Genomic DNA, 14,908 nt, shown 5'->3' on the forward strand with positions numbered 1-14,908 from the left:
TCATGAGTGTTCTGCCTTTCGTTGCGGCGGCTTCTGATCCATCCGCCGGGATGCTGTGTACAACGTCCAGTGTCCGGCCCCGTGTTCCGTAGGACAATCGAACTGTTCTTGCCCTGACGTGTAGTTTCTCTACATGGACGTGCGACGGCTGGAACTGCTCCGCGAGCTCTCGATGCGCCGCTCGATCACGGCCGTGGCGGAGGCGACGCACCGCACGCCCTCCGCGGTCTCGCAGCAGCTCAAGGTGCTCGAGCGCGAGGCCGGCGTGCCGCTGATCGAGCGCTCCGGCCGCGGCGTGGTGCTCACGGCGGCGGGACGCGAGCTCGCCCGGAGCGCCACCGAGATCGCGATCGCGCTCGAGCGGGCCGACGCCGTCTGGCAGACGTTCAAGAACAACCCGATCGGCGAGGTCACCATCGCGACCTTCCCCACTGCGGGCCAGATGCTCCTCCCGAACGCGCTGGTCGCGCTCCGCAGCGTCGAAGGACTCGTCGTGCAGTGCGAGGACGCGGACCCCGGCACCGACGAGTTCGCCGACCTGACCGCCGACTTCGACATCGTGCTCGCCCACTCGCCCACCGGCAGAAGCGCCTGGGCCGGCCGCGGCCTCGCGATGGCGGAGCTGATGATCGAGCCTCTCGACATCGGCCTGCCGGCCGGGCACCGCCTCGCGGACCGGGCGACGGTCTCGGCGGCGGATCTGGTCGGCGAGACCTGGATCGGCGTCCCGGACGGGTTCCCGTTCGAGCGCGTGATGCAGGACATCGAGACCGCGTCCGGCGAGGCGGTGCGGGTGGAGCAGCGCTTCGCGTCGACCCGCGTGACGGAGGCGTTCGTCGCGGCGGGCCTGGGCATCGCGGTGCTCCCGCGTTACACGGCGGGCGGCGCGGGAGTGGTGGTGAAGCCGCTCCGCGGGGTGAGCTCCGTGCGGCACATCGTCGCGCTGATGCGGCCGGACCGGGCGGAGCGGCTCTCGGTCCGCACCGTCGTCCGCGAGCTGCGCGCGCAGGCGGGCCGGCTGGTGCACGCGCTCTGAGCGATCACGGTGCCGTGCCCTCGCCCGCACGGGGGAGAATGGAGGCATGAGCGATCCCGCCCGCCCCGAGGTCACCCGCGAAGAGGTCGACGTCCGCCGCTCCCCGCGCGTCTGGCGCATCCTGACCCTCGGCGTCGGGCTCGGAGCGATCGCGGCCTTCGTGCTGACCTTCGCGCTGCCCGAGACGCAGGGCTTCTCCCGCGGGCAGGTCTTCGGCTTCAGCCTGCTGCTCTTCGTGACGCTGTTCGGCGCTCTCGCGGGGCTCGTCGTGGTGCTGCTCGACCGGGTCGTCGGCCGGAAGGTCGTCCGGACCACCGCCGAGCGGATCGTCGAGCGCGAGGACGCGGCCGAGGAGCCCGTGGCCGAGGAGGCCCTGCCCGACGCGCGGACGACGTCCGACGAGGACCACCCGCAGACGGGGTCCGACCGGGTCTAGCCGGCGGAGGCGGGCCGCCCTGCGGCCGCTGCACTCCGCCCTGCGCTGAGGGTCCCGCCCGCGGCTCGCGCTCGCGGACGGGACCGCGGCGTCAGCGTCCCCGGCGCGACGAGGAGCGGCGGCTGCTGCTCGCGCTGGACGTCGGGCGCTTGGCGGCGGCGCGCTTGGCCTTCTGCGACTTCGAGATCTTCTTGGCCACGAAGGTGAGCAGGAACGGAAGGATTCGGTAGATCACGGGGGACTCCTCGGGTGCATGCGCGCGGGGCCGCGCACCCTCCGATCATGGAGCGGCGCACGGATCCGCGGCACCCGTTGCGCCGCGCCCGGCGCTGTGCAGAGCTCAGCTCAGCTGCGTGCGCTCCACCCAGTCGAGGTACTCCGGGGTGACGGTGCCCGTGACGTACTCGCCGGTGAAGCAGCTGGTCTCGAGGTCGGTGACGTCCGAGCCCTCGAGGATCGCCGCCTTCATGTCGGCGACCTCCTGGTAGATCAGCTGGTCGGCGCCGATCGCCTCCGAGATCTCGGGGATGCGGCGGTTGTGGGCCACGAGCTCCTGGCGCGAGGGCATGTTGATCCCGTACACGTGCGGGTAGCGCACGGGAGGCGCGGCGGACGCGAAGGTGACCGTGTTCGCGCCGGCCGCGCGGGCCATGTCGACGATCTCCTTGGAGGTGGTGCCGCGGACGATCGAGTCGTCGACGATCAGGACGTTCTTGCCCGTGAACTCGCTCGACATCGCGTTGAGCTTCTGACGCACCGACTTCTTGCGGACCGCCTGCCCGGGCATGATGAACGTCCGGCCGACGTAGCGGTTCTTGTAGAAGCCCTCGCGGTACTCGATCCCGAGCTTCTGCGCGACCTGCATCGCGGCGGGGCGGGAGGAGTCGGGGATCGGCATGACGACGTCGATAGCTCCGCCCGGGGTGTACTGCGCGATCGTGTCGGCGAGCCGGTCGCCCAGGCGCAGGCGCGCCTCGTAGACCGAGATGCCGGACATCACGGAGTCGGGGCGGGCGAGGTAGACGTACTCGAACGAGCACGGGATGAGTCGCGGATCCTTCGCGCACTGGCGGCTGGCCATCCGGCCGTCGGGGGTGATGAAGACCGCCTCGCCGGGAGCGACGTCGCGGACGATCTCGAAGCCCTGCGCCTCGAGCACGAGCGACTCGGAGGCGACGACCCAGTCGTCCGGCGCGCCGGTGTTGCTGCGGCGGCCGACGATGAGCGGGCGGATGCCGAAGGGGTCGCGGAAGGCCAGCAGCCCGACGCCGGCGATCAGCGCGATGGTGGCGTAGGAGCCCTCGACGCGCTCGTGCACGCGGGCGACGGCGTCGAACACCTCGTCGGCGTCGAGGTCGCGGCCCGACATCGAGGCCTGCAGCTCGTTCGCCAGCACGTTGACCAGCAGCTCCGTGTCGGAGGTGGTGTTGAGGTGGCGGCGGTCGATGCGGAAGAGCTCCTCGGTGAGCTCGCGCGTGTTCGTGAGGTTGCCGTTGTGAACGAGGATGATGCCGTACGGCGCGTTCACGTAGAACGGCTGGGCCTCCTCCTCGCGCTCGGCGTTGCCCTTCGTCGCGTAGCGCACGTGGCCGAGGCCCATGGATCCGAGCAGCGAGCGCATGTCGCGGGTGCGGAACGCCTCGCGGACCTGTCCCGCGGCCTTCTTGATGTGCAGGGTGCTGCCGTCGGCGGTCGCGATGCCGGTCGAGTCCTGGCCGCGGTGCTGCAGGAGGGAGAGGCTGTCGTAGATGGACTGGTTGACCGGTCCGGAGGACACGATCCCAACGATTCCGCACATGCCGGAGGGGCTCCCAAGGGGATAGCAGGGGGGTTTGACGGTCCATCCTGGCACGCGGGGGACTCATCCCCTAATGGTTCGCCGTGGGCGGATCCGTGGTCGTGGGGGTGCTCAGGGCGGCGTCGACCGGCGGATCGGCCGGGCGGTCGGTCGGGGAGCCGCGCGGCCGCTCAGCTGCTCGGAGCCGTCCAGGCTCCGGCGAGGCTGCGGTCCAGGACGCGGCGCCAGCCCTGCGGAGCCGCGGACTCGCGGCTGGTCGTGCCCGCCATCCAGAGCAGGGCCATCAGGTCGTCGTGGGTGAAGTCGGGGGAGAGGGATCCGTCGCGGTGGGCGGCCTCGACGAGATCCCGGCCGAGCTCGATCGAGCGGTCGCAGGCCTCGATGAGGGCGACTGCGTCGGGGAAGCGGCGCAGCATCGCGTCGTTGAGGGCGGGGTCCTCCAGCTGGAGGTCGATCATCCCGGAGACGAAGCGCTCCAGGCGTCCGCGGGAGGACCGCTCGGCGAGAGCGCGCTCGGTCAGGCCCTTCAGCTTCTCGCCGGCGACGGCCGGGACGACGGCGTCGATGAGCTCCTCACGGGAGCCGACGCGGTTGTAGAGGGTGCCGATGCTCACGCCGGCGTGACGGGCGATGTCCTCGAGGGGGGCGGCGAGGCCGCGGGAGCCGAAGACCTCGAGGGCGGCGGCGTGCAGCTTCTCGACGTTCCGCTGCGCGTCCCGGCGCAGGACCTTCTGCTCGTCCACGCGATCCTCCCGATGATCTTGAGGTGCCACTCAACTTATGGTCCAATGAGTCTTGAGGCTGACCTCAACTTAGCAGCCCCGCTCATCGCGCCCCGGGGCGCACGACGACAGGACCTCCCATGCCCCTTCTCACCGTCATCGGCGCGGGCCCCGGCCTCGGCCTCGAGATCGCCCGCGTCTTCGGCCGGGCCGGCTTCACCGTCGCCCTCGTCTCGCGGAACCAGGAGAAGCTGGACGGCCTGGCCGCCCGCCTCGCCGAGGAGGGCATCGAGGCGACGGGGTTCGCCGCCGACATCGCGCAGCCCGAGACCCTGACCGCCGCGCTGCGGGCGATCCGTGCCGACCTCGGTCCGATCGACGTCCTCGAGTTCTCCCCCGCCGACTCCGCTCTCACCCCGGTCGGCGTCCTGGACGTCACGCCCGAGAACCTGCAGCCGCAGATCGACTTCTACCTCGGCGGCGCGCTCCGCGCCGTCGGCGAGGTGGTTCCGGACATGATCGCCGCCGGCAGCGGGACGATCCTCGTCACCACCGGCGGCGGCTCCGTCTCCCCGCACGCGGCGCTGGCGAACATCAACATCGCCGCCGCGGGCCTGCGGAACTGGGTCCTCAACCTCCACTCCGCGCTCGAGCCCCGGGGCGTCTACGCCGCCCACGTGGCGATCACCGCCCTCATCGACGGCGGCCACCCGGACGCGGCGGCCGAGGTCATCGCCCGGTCCTACCTCGACCTCCACCGCAGCCGCGACCGCGCCGAGCTGCACTACGTGGCCTGGGACGCGTGACCGCGGGCGCGGAGCGGGAGCTGCCGGCGAGGCGGACCCGGATCCGCGCCGCGGCGGGAGAGGGCAGTCGGTAGGGTCGTCGCGTGAGTGATGAGACGAGCAGCTACGCCCGCGCAGGAGTCGACACGGCGGCGGGGGACCTCGCCGTCGAGCTGATGAAGTCGGCGGTGTCGGCGACGCACGACAGCCGGGTCCTCGGCGGGGTCGGCGGCTTCGCGGGCCTGTACGACGTCTCCTTCCTCCGCGACTTCCGTGCCCCCCTCCTTGCCACCTCGACCGACGGCGTCGGCACCAAGGTCGCGCTCGCCCAGGCGATCGACAAGCACGACACCATCGGGCAGGACCTCGTCGGCATGGTCGTCGACGACATCGTCGTGGTCGGCGCCCGCCCGTTCTTCATGACCGACTACATCGCGTGCGGCAAGGTGGTCCCGGCCCGCATCGCCGACATCGTCGCCGGCATCGCGCGCGCCTGCTCCGAGACGGGCACCGCGCTCGTCGGCGGCGAGACGGCCGAGCACCCGGGCCTGCTCGGACCCGACGACTACGACGTGGCGGGCGCGGCGGTCGGCGCGATCGAGGCGGACCAGGTGCGCGGCGCCGACCGCGTGCGCGACGGCGACGTCGTGGTGGCGATGGCCTCCTCCGGACTGCACTCGAACGGCTACTCGCTCGTGCGCCACATCCTCGCCGAGCGCGGCATCGGCTTCACCGACCGCTCCGAGGAGCTGGGCGGCGTGGTCGGCGAGGTGCTGCTGGAGCCGACCCGCCTCTACACCCGGCCCCTCCTCGACCTGCTCGACGACGCCGAGCTCGGCCCGGCCGTCCACTCCATCAGCCACGTCACCGGCGGCGGGATCGCGGCGAACCTCGCCCGGGTGCTGCCGCGCGGCTCCTGGGTCGAGGTCGAGCGGGCGAGCTGGAGCCCGTCCGACGTGTTCCGCGCGCTCGCCGGGATGTCCGGCGCGACGCTCGAGAGCACCGAGGGCACCTGGAACCTCGGCATCGGCATGTTCGCCGTGGTCGCGGCGGAGGCGGCCGACGGCATGATCGCGCGCCTCGAGCGCTCGGGCGTCCCGTCGTGGGTCGCGGGCCGCGTCTCGACGGCCGCGCGCGGGTTCGAGGGCTTCGAGCAGGGCGCGAAGGGCGTCGACGGCGGAGCGGTCCGCCTGGTCGGGTCCTACGCGGGCTGATCCCCGGAGGCGCCGCGGATCAGCGCGGTACGGCGTGCGCGCGCTCCCAGGAGTGCTCGTGCCGGGTCAGCAGCCACGAGCCCGCCGCGCAGAGCGCGCAGGCGGCCGCGGTGGCGAGCAGGGCGGTCGCCCAGGTCGGGGCGTCGCGGCTGACGAGCAGGTTCGCGGAGGCGACCAGCACGCCGAGGCCGGCGCCCGCGCTGGTGCCGAGCACGAACGGGCCGTCGCGGCGGCTCGCGACGCGCACCGCGACCATGCCGGCGACCGCTCCCGCGCCTCCGACGACTCCGATGCCCGCGCCGGAGGCCGCTCCCATGAGCAGGCCGAAGCTCACCAGCCCGGGCGGTCCGTCGGCGGCGAGGACGCCGGGCAGGTAGAGGACCAGGGCGACGGCGGCGCCGACCGCGCCGCCCACCAGGATCGCGCCGACCAGCAGGGCGGCGGTGACGTAGCCGACCCGCGCGACAGGCCGCGCGGATCCTCCGGGTTCGAACATTCGCGGCTCCATCGACGCGGCCCGCGGGGCAGCGGGCGGTCCTCGGACAGTACGCCCGAACGCCCCTCGGCGGAACCGCCGTCGGGGATCGGCGGGACTAGCGCCGGAGGGTCTCGCTCGGGAGCTCGCCGAACCGCGTCGCGTAGTGCTGGGCGAAGCGGCCGCCGCTGATGAACCCCCAGCGTGCGGCGACGTCGCCGACCACCAGCGAGCCGATCGATCCGGCCGAGAGCTCCTCGTGCGCGCGCTCGAGGCGGACGTCGCGCAGGTAGTGCCGCGGGGTCTCGCCGAAGGCGCGCTGGAACGCCAGCTGCACGCCGCGGACCGTGAGCCCGGCCGCGTCGGCGATGTCGGCCACTCCGAGGGGCAGGTCGGCGTTGGCCTGCACGAACTCCACGGCCCGGCGGAGGCGCCGCGCGCTGACCGAGGGCGGCACGGCCGGCAGCGGGGCGATGCGGTGGGCGAAGGTCTGCAGGGCGGCGAGCGCGGCGATGCGGGCGACGCCGTCGCGCTGCAGCACGGTGGGCGTGTGCGGGGAGGCGAGGGTGTCGCGCAGGAGCCGGATCGCGGCCCACCAGGCGGTCGTGTCGCGCGCCACGGGGGCGAACCGCAGCGGGCCGGGCTCGGTGCCGTGCAGCTCGGCGGCGATCGCCTCGAGGTGGGCGGCCTCGAAGTGCACGAGCGCGTCGCGGTACTCGAGGGCCTCGAAGCCGAAGGGCCGGCCGCTCGGGAACATGGCCGGGCGTCCGACGACGAGGCGGTGCTCGTCGCGCCCCAGGTCGAGGGAGGCGCGCCCCGCGGTCAGCCAGAGGGCGACGTAGACGTCGCTCGGGGCCACCGTGCCGCGCACCCGGCCGAGGAAGGAGGCGGAGTGGAGGCTCACGGGCCCGGGCCCGGTCGTCGTGTAGCGGAACGCGAACGGCACGACCGAGCGCTCGGCCCGGAAGCCGGAGCCGTTGTACGAGCCGGCGTAGAAGTCGCGCGCCTCGTCGAGGTCGTTCCCGCGACGCTCCGACTGCCACACGGGCAGCCGTGCGGGCGGGGAAGTGCTCATCCGGTCAGTGTCCCAGGGGGCACCGACATTCTGCACTCAGTGGCGGAAAGCGGGAGAACGTGTTCAGCCGAGCGACCTGCACTCCAGGTCGGGTTCCTCACCCGCCGGATCCCGTCCGCACGCGAAACGGGGCCGCCCCGAGGGAGCGGCCCCGATTCACGGGAGGAGTCACGCACGCTTCTGGTGCGGCTCCTCGACGAGGTCCGTGTCGTCGCCGTCGTCCTCGGCGTCGATCCACTTCGAGTAGTCCGGCTCGTCCGGGTGGCTGAGCTCGCGCTCGAGCGCGCTGTAATCGACCGCCGGGCTGAACGACTTCAGCTCACGGGCGATCTTGGTGTTCTTCGCCTTCTGACGGCCGCGCCCCATGGGTGACCCCCTCACGATGACAGGCCAGACGGGCAGTGAGCCGGCTGGGGAAAAGAGCAGACAGGGAAAGTTGAAATCTACGCGGTAGTTTAGCAGACGGGGGACACGCCACCCCGGGCCTCGATCTGCCGGACGGCCGCCCATCCTCGACCGCGTCAGGAGCACCGTGGACAGCGTCGCCCCACCGCGTCCCGTCGTGGTGATCGGCGCGGGCCAGGCGGGTCTGTCCGTGGCCTACTACCTGCGCCGTCTCGGCCTCGTCCCCGGGCGCGACCTGATCGTCCTCGACCGCGGTCCGGAGCCCGGCGGGGCCTGGCAGTTCCGCTGGGAGGCCCTGCGGCTCGGCTCCGCGCACCGCGTGCACGATCTCCCGGGCATGGAGCGGATGGGGTTCTCGTTCCGCACGGCCGATCACCGGCGACCGGCACGGGACGTGGTCCGCGAGTACTACGGTCGCTACGAGGAGGAGCTCGGTCTCGAGATCCGCCGTCCGGAGTCGGTGCGGCGCGTCACGAGTGCGACGCCGCACGACACGGGGTCGCCGCTCGTCGTCGAGTCCGACCGCGCGGTCGAGCGCGCGAGCCTGCTCGTCAACGCGACCGGCACCTGGGGATCGCCCTTCGTCCCGCACTACCCCGGGCGCGACCGCTTCCGCGGCGTGCAGATCGACCCGACCGAGTACGTCCGCGCCGAGGACTTCGCCGGGAAGCAGGTGCTCGTGGTCGGCGGCGGCACCTCGGCGATCGGCTTCCTGCTGGAGCTCGAGCGGGTGGCGCGCTCGCTGACGTGGGCGACGCGGCGACCGGTGGTCTACCACGACGGCGAGCAGCTGGCGATGGAGTCGGCGGTGGAGGCGGTGGCCGAGCAGGACCGCGCCGCCCGCGCCGGGCTGCCCCTCCCGAGCATCGTCGGCGGCACGGGCGTGCAGCGCACCCGCCGGGTGGTCGCCGGGATCGAGCGCGGGCTCCTGCACGAGCGGGGGATGTTCTCGTCGATCGAGGAGGAGGGCGTGCGCTGGCCGGACGGCTCCTTCACGCGCGCCGACGCGATCATCTGGGCGACGGGCTTCCGGCCGGAGCTGCGCCACCTCGCTCCACTCGGGCTGCGCGAGCGCGAGGGCGGCATCGCGGTCGCCGACGGCGCCTCGCTGACGGATCCGCGCGTCTTCTTCGCCGGCTACGGCCCGACGGCCTCCACCATCGGGGCGAACCGCTCGGGCCGGCGCATCGCGCGCGCGGTCGTGGCGCGTCTGCCCTGAGCGCGCCTGCCCTGAGCCGGCCTGATCTGAGCCGGTCCGCCCTGAGCGGCGCGGCGCCTCAGATCCTGCCGTCCCAGTCCACCGGCACTACCGAGCCGCGGTAGCGGATCCCGTCCACGCGGATCCGCCCGGCGAGCGCGGGCGAGAGCGGCGCGACGACCAGGGTGTCGCCTCCGGGAGCGAGCCCCAGCGCCACCGACAGCACGGCGACGGAGGCGGCCGCCGACCAGGCCTGCGGTCGGCAGGCCGCCGGGTACGGCACCGGCGCGTGCACCTCGGCGGCGGGGTCGCCCGAGTGCAGCTCGGGCATCCGGTAGCCGAAGCTCTCGGCCGCGGCGATCAGTCCGCGCGAGAGGGTCGTCGCCTCCGCCCCGAAGCCCTCCCGGGCGAGCCCGGTGACGGCGATCGCGGTGTCGTGGGCCCAGACGGAGCCGCCGTGGTACGACAGCGGCCAGTAGCCGCCCGAGCCGGTGTCCAGGGTGCGCAGGCCGAAGCCCGAGTCGAGCCCGGGGGAGACCAGCAGCTCGGCGACCCGGGCGGCGTGCTCGGGGGAGAGGATGCCGGTGCCGAGGAGGTGGCCGAGGTTGCTGGTGATCGTGTCGACCGGGCGCCCGGCCGCGTCGAGCGCGATCGCCGGGTAGCCGCCGTCGGCGTCGTCGATCCAGAACGCCTCCGCGAAGCGCGCCTTCAGCGTCGACGCCGCCTCGCGCCACTCCGAGCCGTCGCGGCCGAGGTGCTCGAGCAGCGCCGCTCCGCCTGCCATGGCCTCGTGGGCGTAGGCCTGCACCTCGCAGAGCGCGATCGGACCCTCGGCGAGCGTGCCGTCGCGCCACTGGATCGAGTCGCCCGAGTCCTTCCAGCCCTGGTTGGCGAGCCCGTGCCCCGTGGTGTCGACGTACTCGAGGAACCCGTCGCCGTCCGGGTCGCCGTCGTCGCGGAGCCAGCGCAGCGCCGCCTCCAGAGCGGGCAGCAGCTGGGCACCGGCAACCAGTACCCGCTGCAGCTCGCGGCCGCGGTGCTGATGTCGATCCCGGTGGCCGTGCTGTTCTTCGTCTTCCAGCGGCGGATCATGAACACGACCGAGGGCGCGGAGAAGGGCTGACGCGGGGGCTCCGGCTCCTGCTGAGCGAGCATCACGCGTGGGTGACCGGTTCCTGCTGATCGAGCAGCGCACAGGGCGCGTATCGAGATCCGTGTCCGTGCGACGGGTCTCGATACGCCCCTGCGGGGCTGCTCGACCAGCATGCGGGAGTGCCGCCGCTACTTCGCGAGGAACTCCAGGACGACGCGGTTCCACTCCTCCGGGTGGCTCACGGTCACTCCGTGCGGGGCGCCGTGGACGACGTGCAGCTCGGAGCCGGGGATCGCCGCGTGGGTGCGGGCGCCGGAGCCCTCGAACGGAACCGTGCCGTCGCCGTCGCCGTGGATGACGAGCGCGGGCACCGACACGTTGGGCAGGTCCTCGCGGAAGTCGGTGGTCGCGAACGCCGTCATGCAGGCGAGGGCGGCGTGCTTGGCCGACTGCTTCGCCAGAGCGATCGCCTCCTGGCGCTGCTCCTCCGTCACCTTCAGCACGCCGTCGACCGAGAAGAAGTCGGTGGTGAACTGGTCGTAGAAGTCGTCCTCGCTCTTCGTGAGGCCCGCGGTCATCTGCGCGGCCTGCGCCTTCTCGAGCGGGCCGTCCGGGTTGTCGTCCGTCTTCATCAGGTACGGCGGGACGGCCGAGGCGAAGACGACGCTGTGCAGGCGATCGGCGCCGTACTTCGTGAAGTAGCGGGCGACCTCGCCGCCGCCCATCGAGAAGCCGACCAGGGTGACGTCCTGCAGGTCGAGCTCGGTGAGGAGGGTGTGCAGGTCCTCGGTGAGCGTGTCGTAGCTGTAGCCGGTGAGCGGCTTGTCGCTGCGCCCGAAGCCGCGGCGGTCGTAGGTGACGACGCGGTAGCCGGCCTCGGCGAACGCGGGGACCTGCTCCTTCCACGACTCGCCCGAGAGGGGCCAGCCGTGGATGAGGACCACGGGGCGGCCCGATCCGCCGGTGTCGTCGACGTGCAGGTCCGTGTCCTTGAAGAGTCCGTGGTGGGCGGTGATCTCGGCCATGGCGAGTGCTCCTTCCGGCGCCGACGATCGGCGTCACTCGATGTTCGAGGACGTCCCTGCGAGCGGATGGCCGGGGCGGGGAGGGTTGACAGCTCCCGTCAGTCCGCAACGACGGCCGCGGCGAGCCCCTGCAGCGCCGCGTGCAGCCCAGCGCTCAGGGGCAGCCCGGCGTCGAGCACGGCGTTCGCGGCGGCGACCAGCACCGGTGCCGCGGGGGAGGAGACCACGGTGAGGCCGGCGGGCGGATCCGCGTCGCCCGAGGGCCGCACGACCAGGACGAGCCGGGAGCTGGGAGCGCTCGTGCTGATCGTCGCTCCCGATCGGGCGGGCAGCACCGCGAGGGTGCCGCGGCCGACGAACTCGCGCTCCTCCCGACTGGCGACGGTGAACGCGCCCTCGAGCGGGAGCAGGAGCACCACCGACCCCGGGTCGGCGCGGGGGCTCGGGCGGAAGTCGATCGTGCCGGCCGTGTGCCAGATCCGGCGAAGGAGCACGCCCTCGGCGGCCGCTTCCTGCCCAGTGACGGCGAGGGCGGGGTCGGGCCCGGCCTCGGCGTGGCGGGCCCGCAGCCAGTGCCGGGCGGAGTCGCCGCGGAGGGGCATCGGGTGGATCAGCGGATCGGACACGGCGGCTCCCGAGGAACGCGGACCTGAATCGGCCGAGACAGTGAGGAACCATCATCCTAGGAGCGGCGGGAGGCGTCGTCCCCGGAGTGGCGCGTCCTCACATGCCGATGCCGCCCCGGCCGCGCTGAGCGCGACGCCGGAGCGGCATCCGAAGAGTGGTGCGGACTACTGGAATCCGCCGCCACGGTCCTCCGGGTCCTCGATCGGGTCGGAGTCGGGAGTGTCGATCGAGTAGGTCACGTGGACCGCCTCGCCGACCTCCTTCGCGGAGACGGCGTTGTAGACGAGGTGCGTCTCCTGGCCGTCGACGGCGGCGTAGACGTCGACCTCCTTCTCGTAGCCTCCCTCGGTGCTGACGCGGTTCTCGGTCTGGCCGTCGAACGGCCCGCCCTGGAAGAAGGCGAGGTAGCTCTCGCCCTCGGCGAGTGCGCGGATGTCGTTGCTCATGCCCCCAGGTCTACCACTCGGCGCCTCCCCGCCGCTCGGCCTTGCGCTCGGCGGGCGGAGGAGGGCCGGGGCGGCGGCGGCCTTGCCTCGAGGCGGCGGCACTGCTCGACGGGATCTCTCCGCACGCGCCGTCAGGGCACGAGCCTCTGCGTGATCGAGGCCGTCGGCCCGCTCAGCGCGATCTCGGCGAGCGCGCCGTTGACCAGGGGCATCTGCGGCGGCTGGTGCCCGGTGTCGACGTCGAGGATCACCGGCACGCTGAGATCGCCGAGTGCGCGCCGCACCGCGTCCTCCTGGCTCAGCTCGGGCAGGGACGCGCCCGCGGTCCGGCCGATCAGGACGCCGGTCGCCTGCTCGAACCAGCCCGCGAGGCGGAGGGAGGTGAGCATCCGGAGCACCGAGACGGAGTCGGACCCGGCCGCCTCCAGGTAGACGACGGTGCCCTCCGGCGCGTGCCGGCGAGCGAAGCCCGGAACGTCGCCGTAGGGCGTGCCCGCGAGCAGGGACACCGTCTCGAGGCATCCGCCGATCAAGCGGCCGGACATCGCCGCGTCCGCTGACCCGTCGAGCGAGCGCCAGCGGGTCGGCTCCTCGTAGGCCCGATCGCGGTCGAGCGGCTCGTCCGCCCACGCACCCCACGGACGGCTCCGGCGTCGCGGCGCGGCGTGCTGCGTGAACGCGGCTCCGGGCTCGAGGCCGGCGACCTCCGTCCAGCGGTGGAACCCGACCGGCAGCTCCCACGGCTCGTCCATCAGATTGGCGCCGTGGATCGTCGCGAGCCCGGTCGTCGTCGTCAGGGGCAGGAGCAGCGTCGAGACGTCCGACCAGCCGACGAACCAGGGCCGGGCCTCCGCGAGGGCGTGCCAGTCGAGCCTCTCCAGCAGCTCGACGGCGAGCTCGCCGCCCCATGGAGGAAGGACCGCGTCCCCGCTCCGGAAGGCGTCGTGCAGGTCGGCCGCCCGATCCGCGGCGGACGCCGGAGCGAGTCCGCCGAGGAGGGCGTGCGGCCGGACCCGGACGTCGTATCCCGCCGAGCCGAGTCGGCGCGCGGCGTCCTGCAGCCGGTCGTGCAGGTGCGCGGGGACTCCCATCGAGGGCGCGGGCACCTCCACCCGGCCTCCGACGCGAAGGGGCGCGGGGTACGTGATGCTCGCCATCCGACGACGCTAACGCCCCTCGCGGAGACGGGCTTCGAATGCCCGGTCCGGCGAGTACCTCCGCGCCCTTCCTGCCCCGACTCGCCAGCCGAGCGCGATCGCGAGAGGGGTCAGCGCGAGTGCCGCGCCGCCCACCCACCCACTCGCGCGCAGCGCCGCCCGCCGGGAAGAAAGATGGGACGGGATGCGCATCGGAACGTGACGTCGCGGTCTCGCGCAGGCGTCTCGGCTCTGCTGCTGCCGGCGGAAATCCGCGCCACGCGGCGCCCCTCAGCTCGTGAGGCGGCCGATCTCGTCGTCGGAGAGGAGGCGGTCGGAGTAGAGCACGATGCGAGCCGCGGGGTCGGGGCTGTGCGCGTCGGGGCCCGCCCACCTCCGGTCGAGCCCGAGTCGAGCGACCGTCCGGTGCGATCGCTCGTTCCGTTCCGCGACGACCGCGGTCACGGGGAGCTCCGGCCGGAGCCGCCGCGCCCGCGCGATGCCTGCGGAGGCGACCTCCTGGGCGTACCCCCTGCCCCAGTGGTCCGGATGGACGGTGAACGCGACGTTCCAGGCCGTGTCGGCGAGGAGGGTGCAGCCGCCGATCCCGATCGCGCCGCCCTCGGGACTCCGCAGCCGGACGACCCAGCTGCTGAGGTCGTCCCGTTCCCACTGCGCCGTCCGGCGGGCGAGCACCGCCCGGGTCTGCTCGACGGAGTCGTGCCGGAGGAGGGGGTCGCCCGCCGCGATCCGCTCGTCGGAGTACAGCCGCCACAGCTCGTCCAGATCGCTCTCGGCGGGACGGAACAGCCGGAGCCGCTCGGTCGTCTCGTCGGGGCGATCACCGGCGCCGATGCTGCTGCCGCTCACTCGAGGAGGGATTCGGGACCATCGGGGCGGTCGCCGAGGAGTGAGGCGAGCGCGGTGACCGCGCCTGGACGTCCACCCGCTCAGCCCGTGATCAGGCCGGTGAGGCGGTCGGCGGCGGCTCCGACGGTCGAGACCGCGTTGACCGTGACGAGGCAGGCGACGCCCCAGAACCAGGTGCGACCGGGTGCCCCGGCGCTGCGCCGCTCGAAGGCGAGCCACCAGGCGCCGACCACCGAGACGCCCGCCGCGACCACCGAGCCGAGCGCCATGCGGACGTACTCCTCCGGTCCGGGGGAGGACCAGGCCGTGGTCGCGAGGACGATGAGCAGCGGGACCACGATCATGCCCAGCGCGCCGAGCAGTACCGCGTGGAGGTGACTGCGGGGAGGGGCCCCGGCCGTCGTCGTCACGGTCCGCGTCCGTGTCGTGTCCATGCCGCGTCCCCCGTCACCGCGGACCGGTCCGCGCTGCCCCGACGCTATCCGCTCGCCGTCCCGCCGTCACCCCGCACCTCCGAGCGGGCCGCGTGCCCGGGTGGCGTCAGCACCGCGCCGCCCGCGCCGCCCC

The 14,908-nt window shown here is 73.4% G+C and carries 17 protein-coding genes and 2 pseudogenes; 6 read left to right on the forward strand and 13 right to left on the reverse strand.

The annotated features are described in order from the left end of the window. The first annotated feature begins 133 nt into the window (after window positions 1-133). Both C5C63_RS11205 and C5C63_RS11210 read left to right on the forward strand, forming a co-directional pair. Window positions 134-1,036 (forward strand): LysR family transcriptional regulator, encoded by a 903-nt coding sequence (locus tag C5C63_RS11205; protein WP_104292523.1) that lies wholly within the window; start codon window positions 134-136, stop codon window positions 1,034-1,036. A 46-nt stretch (window positions 1,037-1,082) separates the two neighbouring features. Beyond that, window positions 1,083-1,472, forward strand: coding sequence for a hypothetical protein (locus C5C63_RS11210; RefSeq protein ID WP_104267871.1), 390 nt, complete (start codon window positions 1,083-1,085; stop codon window positions 1,470-1,472). Between the two features lie 91 nt (window positions 1,473-1,563). Here the strand turns inward: C5C63_RS11210 and C5C63_RS17065 are convergent, their stop codons facing one another. The 3 genes from C5C63_RS17065 to C5C63_RS11220 form a co-directional block, all read right to left on the reverse strand. Next, window positions 1,564-1,707, reverse strand: a complete 144-nt coding sequence (locus tag C5C63_RS17065; RefSeq protein ID WP_181028791.1) for a hypothetical protein — start codon at window positions 1,705-1,707, stop codon at window positions 1,564-1,566. Window positions 1,708-1,812: 105 nt separating this feature from the next. Continuing rightward, window positions 1,813-3,270, reverse strand: coding sequence for an amidophosphoribosyltransferase (purF, locus tag C5C63_RS11215; RefSeq protein WP_104292524.1), 1,458 nt, complete (start codon window positions 3,268-3,270; stop codon window positions 1,813-1,815). A 170-nt stretch (window positions 3,271-3,440) separates the two neighbouring features. Further along, window positions 3,441-4,013, reverse strand: coding sequence for a TetR/AcrR family transcriptional regulator (locus C5C63_RS11220; protein WP_104233833.1), 573 nt, complete (start codon window positions 4,011-4,013; stop codon window positions 3,441-3,443). A gap of 119 nt (window positions 4,014-4,132) precedes the next feature. On the opposite strand from C5C63_RS11220, the gene C5C63_RS11225 reads away from it, so the two are divergent. After that, a complete protein-coding gene (locus C5C63_RS11225; RefSeq protein ID WP_104256047.1) occupies window positions 4,133-4,798 on the forward strand; it encodes an SDR family NAD(P)-dependent oxidoreductase in 666 nt (221 codons plus the stop codon). 83 nt (window positions 4,799-4,881) lie between these two features. Continuing rightward, complete coding sequence (purM, locus tag C5C63_RS11230; protein ID WP_104292525.1) at window positions 4,882-5,991, forward strand: phosphoribosylformylglycinamidine cyclo-ligase; 1,110 nt, start codon at window positions 4,882-4,884, stop codon at window positions 5,989-5,991. A gap of 19 nt (window positions 5,992-6,010) precedes the next feature. Here purM and C5C63_RS11235 read toward each other — a convergent pair whose 3' ends face one another. The 3 genes from C5C63_RS11235 to C5C63_RS11245 form a co-directional block, all read right to left on the reverse strand. After that, window positions 6,011-6,487 (reverse strand): hypothetical protein, encoded by a 477-nt coding sequence (locus C5C63_RS11235; protein ID WP_104257887.1) that lies wholly within the window; start codon window positions 6,485-6,487, stop codon window positions 6,011-6,013. A gap of 97 nt (window positions 6,488-6,584) precedes the next feature. Then, entirely contained in the window at window positions 6,585-7,541 is a 957-nt protein-coding gene (locus C5C63_RS11240) for an AraC family transcriptional regulator (RefSeq protein ID WP_104328995.1), read from the reverse strand. A gap of 168 nt (window positions 7,542-7,709) precedes the next feature. Continuing rightward, window positions 7,710-7,907, reverse strand: coding sequence for a DUF3073 domain-containing protein (locus C5C63_RS11245; protein WP_097167615.1), 198 nt, complete (start codon window positions 7,905-7,907; stop codon window positions 7,710-7,712). Window positions 7,908-8,073: 166 nt separating this feature from the next. On the opposite strand from C5C63_RS11245, the gene C5C63_RS11250 reads away from it, so the two are divergent. After that, window positions 8,074-9,165 (forward strand): FAD-dependent oxidoreductase, encoded by a 1,092-nt coding sequence (locus tag C5C63_RS11250; RefSeq protein WP_104233838.1) that lies wholly within the window; start codon window positions 8,074-8,076, stop codon window positions 9,163-9,165. Window positions 9,166-9,223: 58 nt separating this feature from the next. Here C5C63_RS11250 and C5C63_RS11255 read toward each other — a convergent pair. Next, a pseudogene (locus C5C63_RS11255) lies at window positions 9,224-10,138 on the reverse strand (amylo-alpha-1,6-glucosidase); the annotation flags it as partial. Between C5C63_RS11255 and C5C63_RS11260 the strand changes: the two are divergent. Then, window positions 10,121-10,267, forward strand: a pseudogene (locus C5C63_RS11260) (carbohydrate ABC transporter permease); the annotation flags it as partial. The pseudogenes C5C63_RS11255 and C5C63_RS11260 sit on opposite strands and share 18 nt — an antisense overlap. Before the next feature lie 158 nt (window positions 10,268-10,425). Here C5C63_RS11260 and C5C63_RS11265 read toward each other — a convergent pair. From C5C63_RS11265 to C5C63_RS17070, 6 genes are all read right to left on the reverse strand, one after another. Continuing rightward, window positions 10,426-11,262, reverse strand: coding sequence for an alpha/beta fold hydrolase (locus C5C63_RS11265; RefSeq protein WP_104223760.1), 837 nt, complete (start codon window positions 11,260-11,262; stop codon window positions 10,426-10,428). Window positions 11,263-11,360: 98 nt separating this feature from the next. Next, on the reverse strand, window positions 11,361-11,888 hold the full coding sequence (locus C5C63_RS11270; RefSeq protein WP_104267867.1) for a hypothetical protein: 528 nt from the start codon (window positions 11,886-11,888) through the stop codon (window positions 11,361-11,363). Between the two features lie 165 nt (window positions 11,889-12,053). After that, on the reverse strand, window positions 12,054-12,335 hold the full coding sequence (locus C5C63_RS11275) for an oligoribonuclease (protein ID WP_104223758.1): 282 nt from the start codon (window positions 12,333-12,335) through the stop codon (window positions 12,054-12,056). Window positions 12,336-12,466: 131 nt separating this feature from the next. Further along, window positions 12,467-13,492 carry a S66 peptidase family protein gene (locus tag C5C63_RS11280; RefSeq protein WP_104326066.1) on the reverse strand — a complete coding sequence of 342 codons (1,026 nt, stop codon included), beginning with the start codon at window positions 13,490-13,492 and terminating at the stop codon, window positions 12,467-12,469. Between the two features lie 270 nt (window positions 13,493-13,762). Further along, window positions 13,763-14,341, reverse strand: coding sequence for a GNAT family N-acetyltransferase (locus C5C63_RS11285; RefSeq protein WP_181110604.1), 579 nt, complete (start codon window positions 14,339-14,341; stop codon window positions 13,763-13,765). An 80-nt stretch (window positions 14,342-14,421) separates the two neighbouring features. Further along, window positions 14,422-14,775, reverse strand: coding sequence for a hypothetical protein (locus tag C5C63_RS17070; protein WP_181110605.1), 354 nt, complete (start codon window positions 14,773-14,775; stop codon window positions 14,422-14,424). Between the last annotated feature and the right edge of the window lie 133 nt (window positions 14,776-14,908).

The organism is Rathayibacter sp. AY1B8 (assembly GCF_002932775.1).
Classification (GTDB): Bacteria; Actinomycetota; Actinomycetes; order Actinomycetales; family Microbacteriaceae; genus Rathayibacter.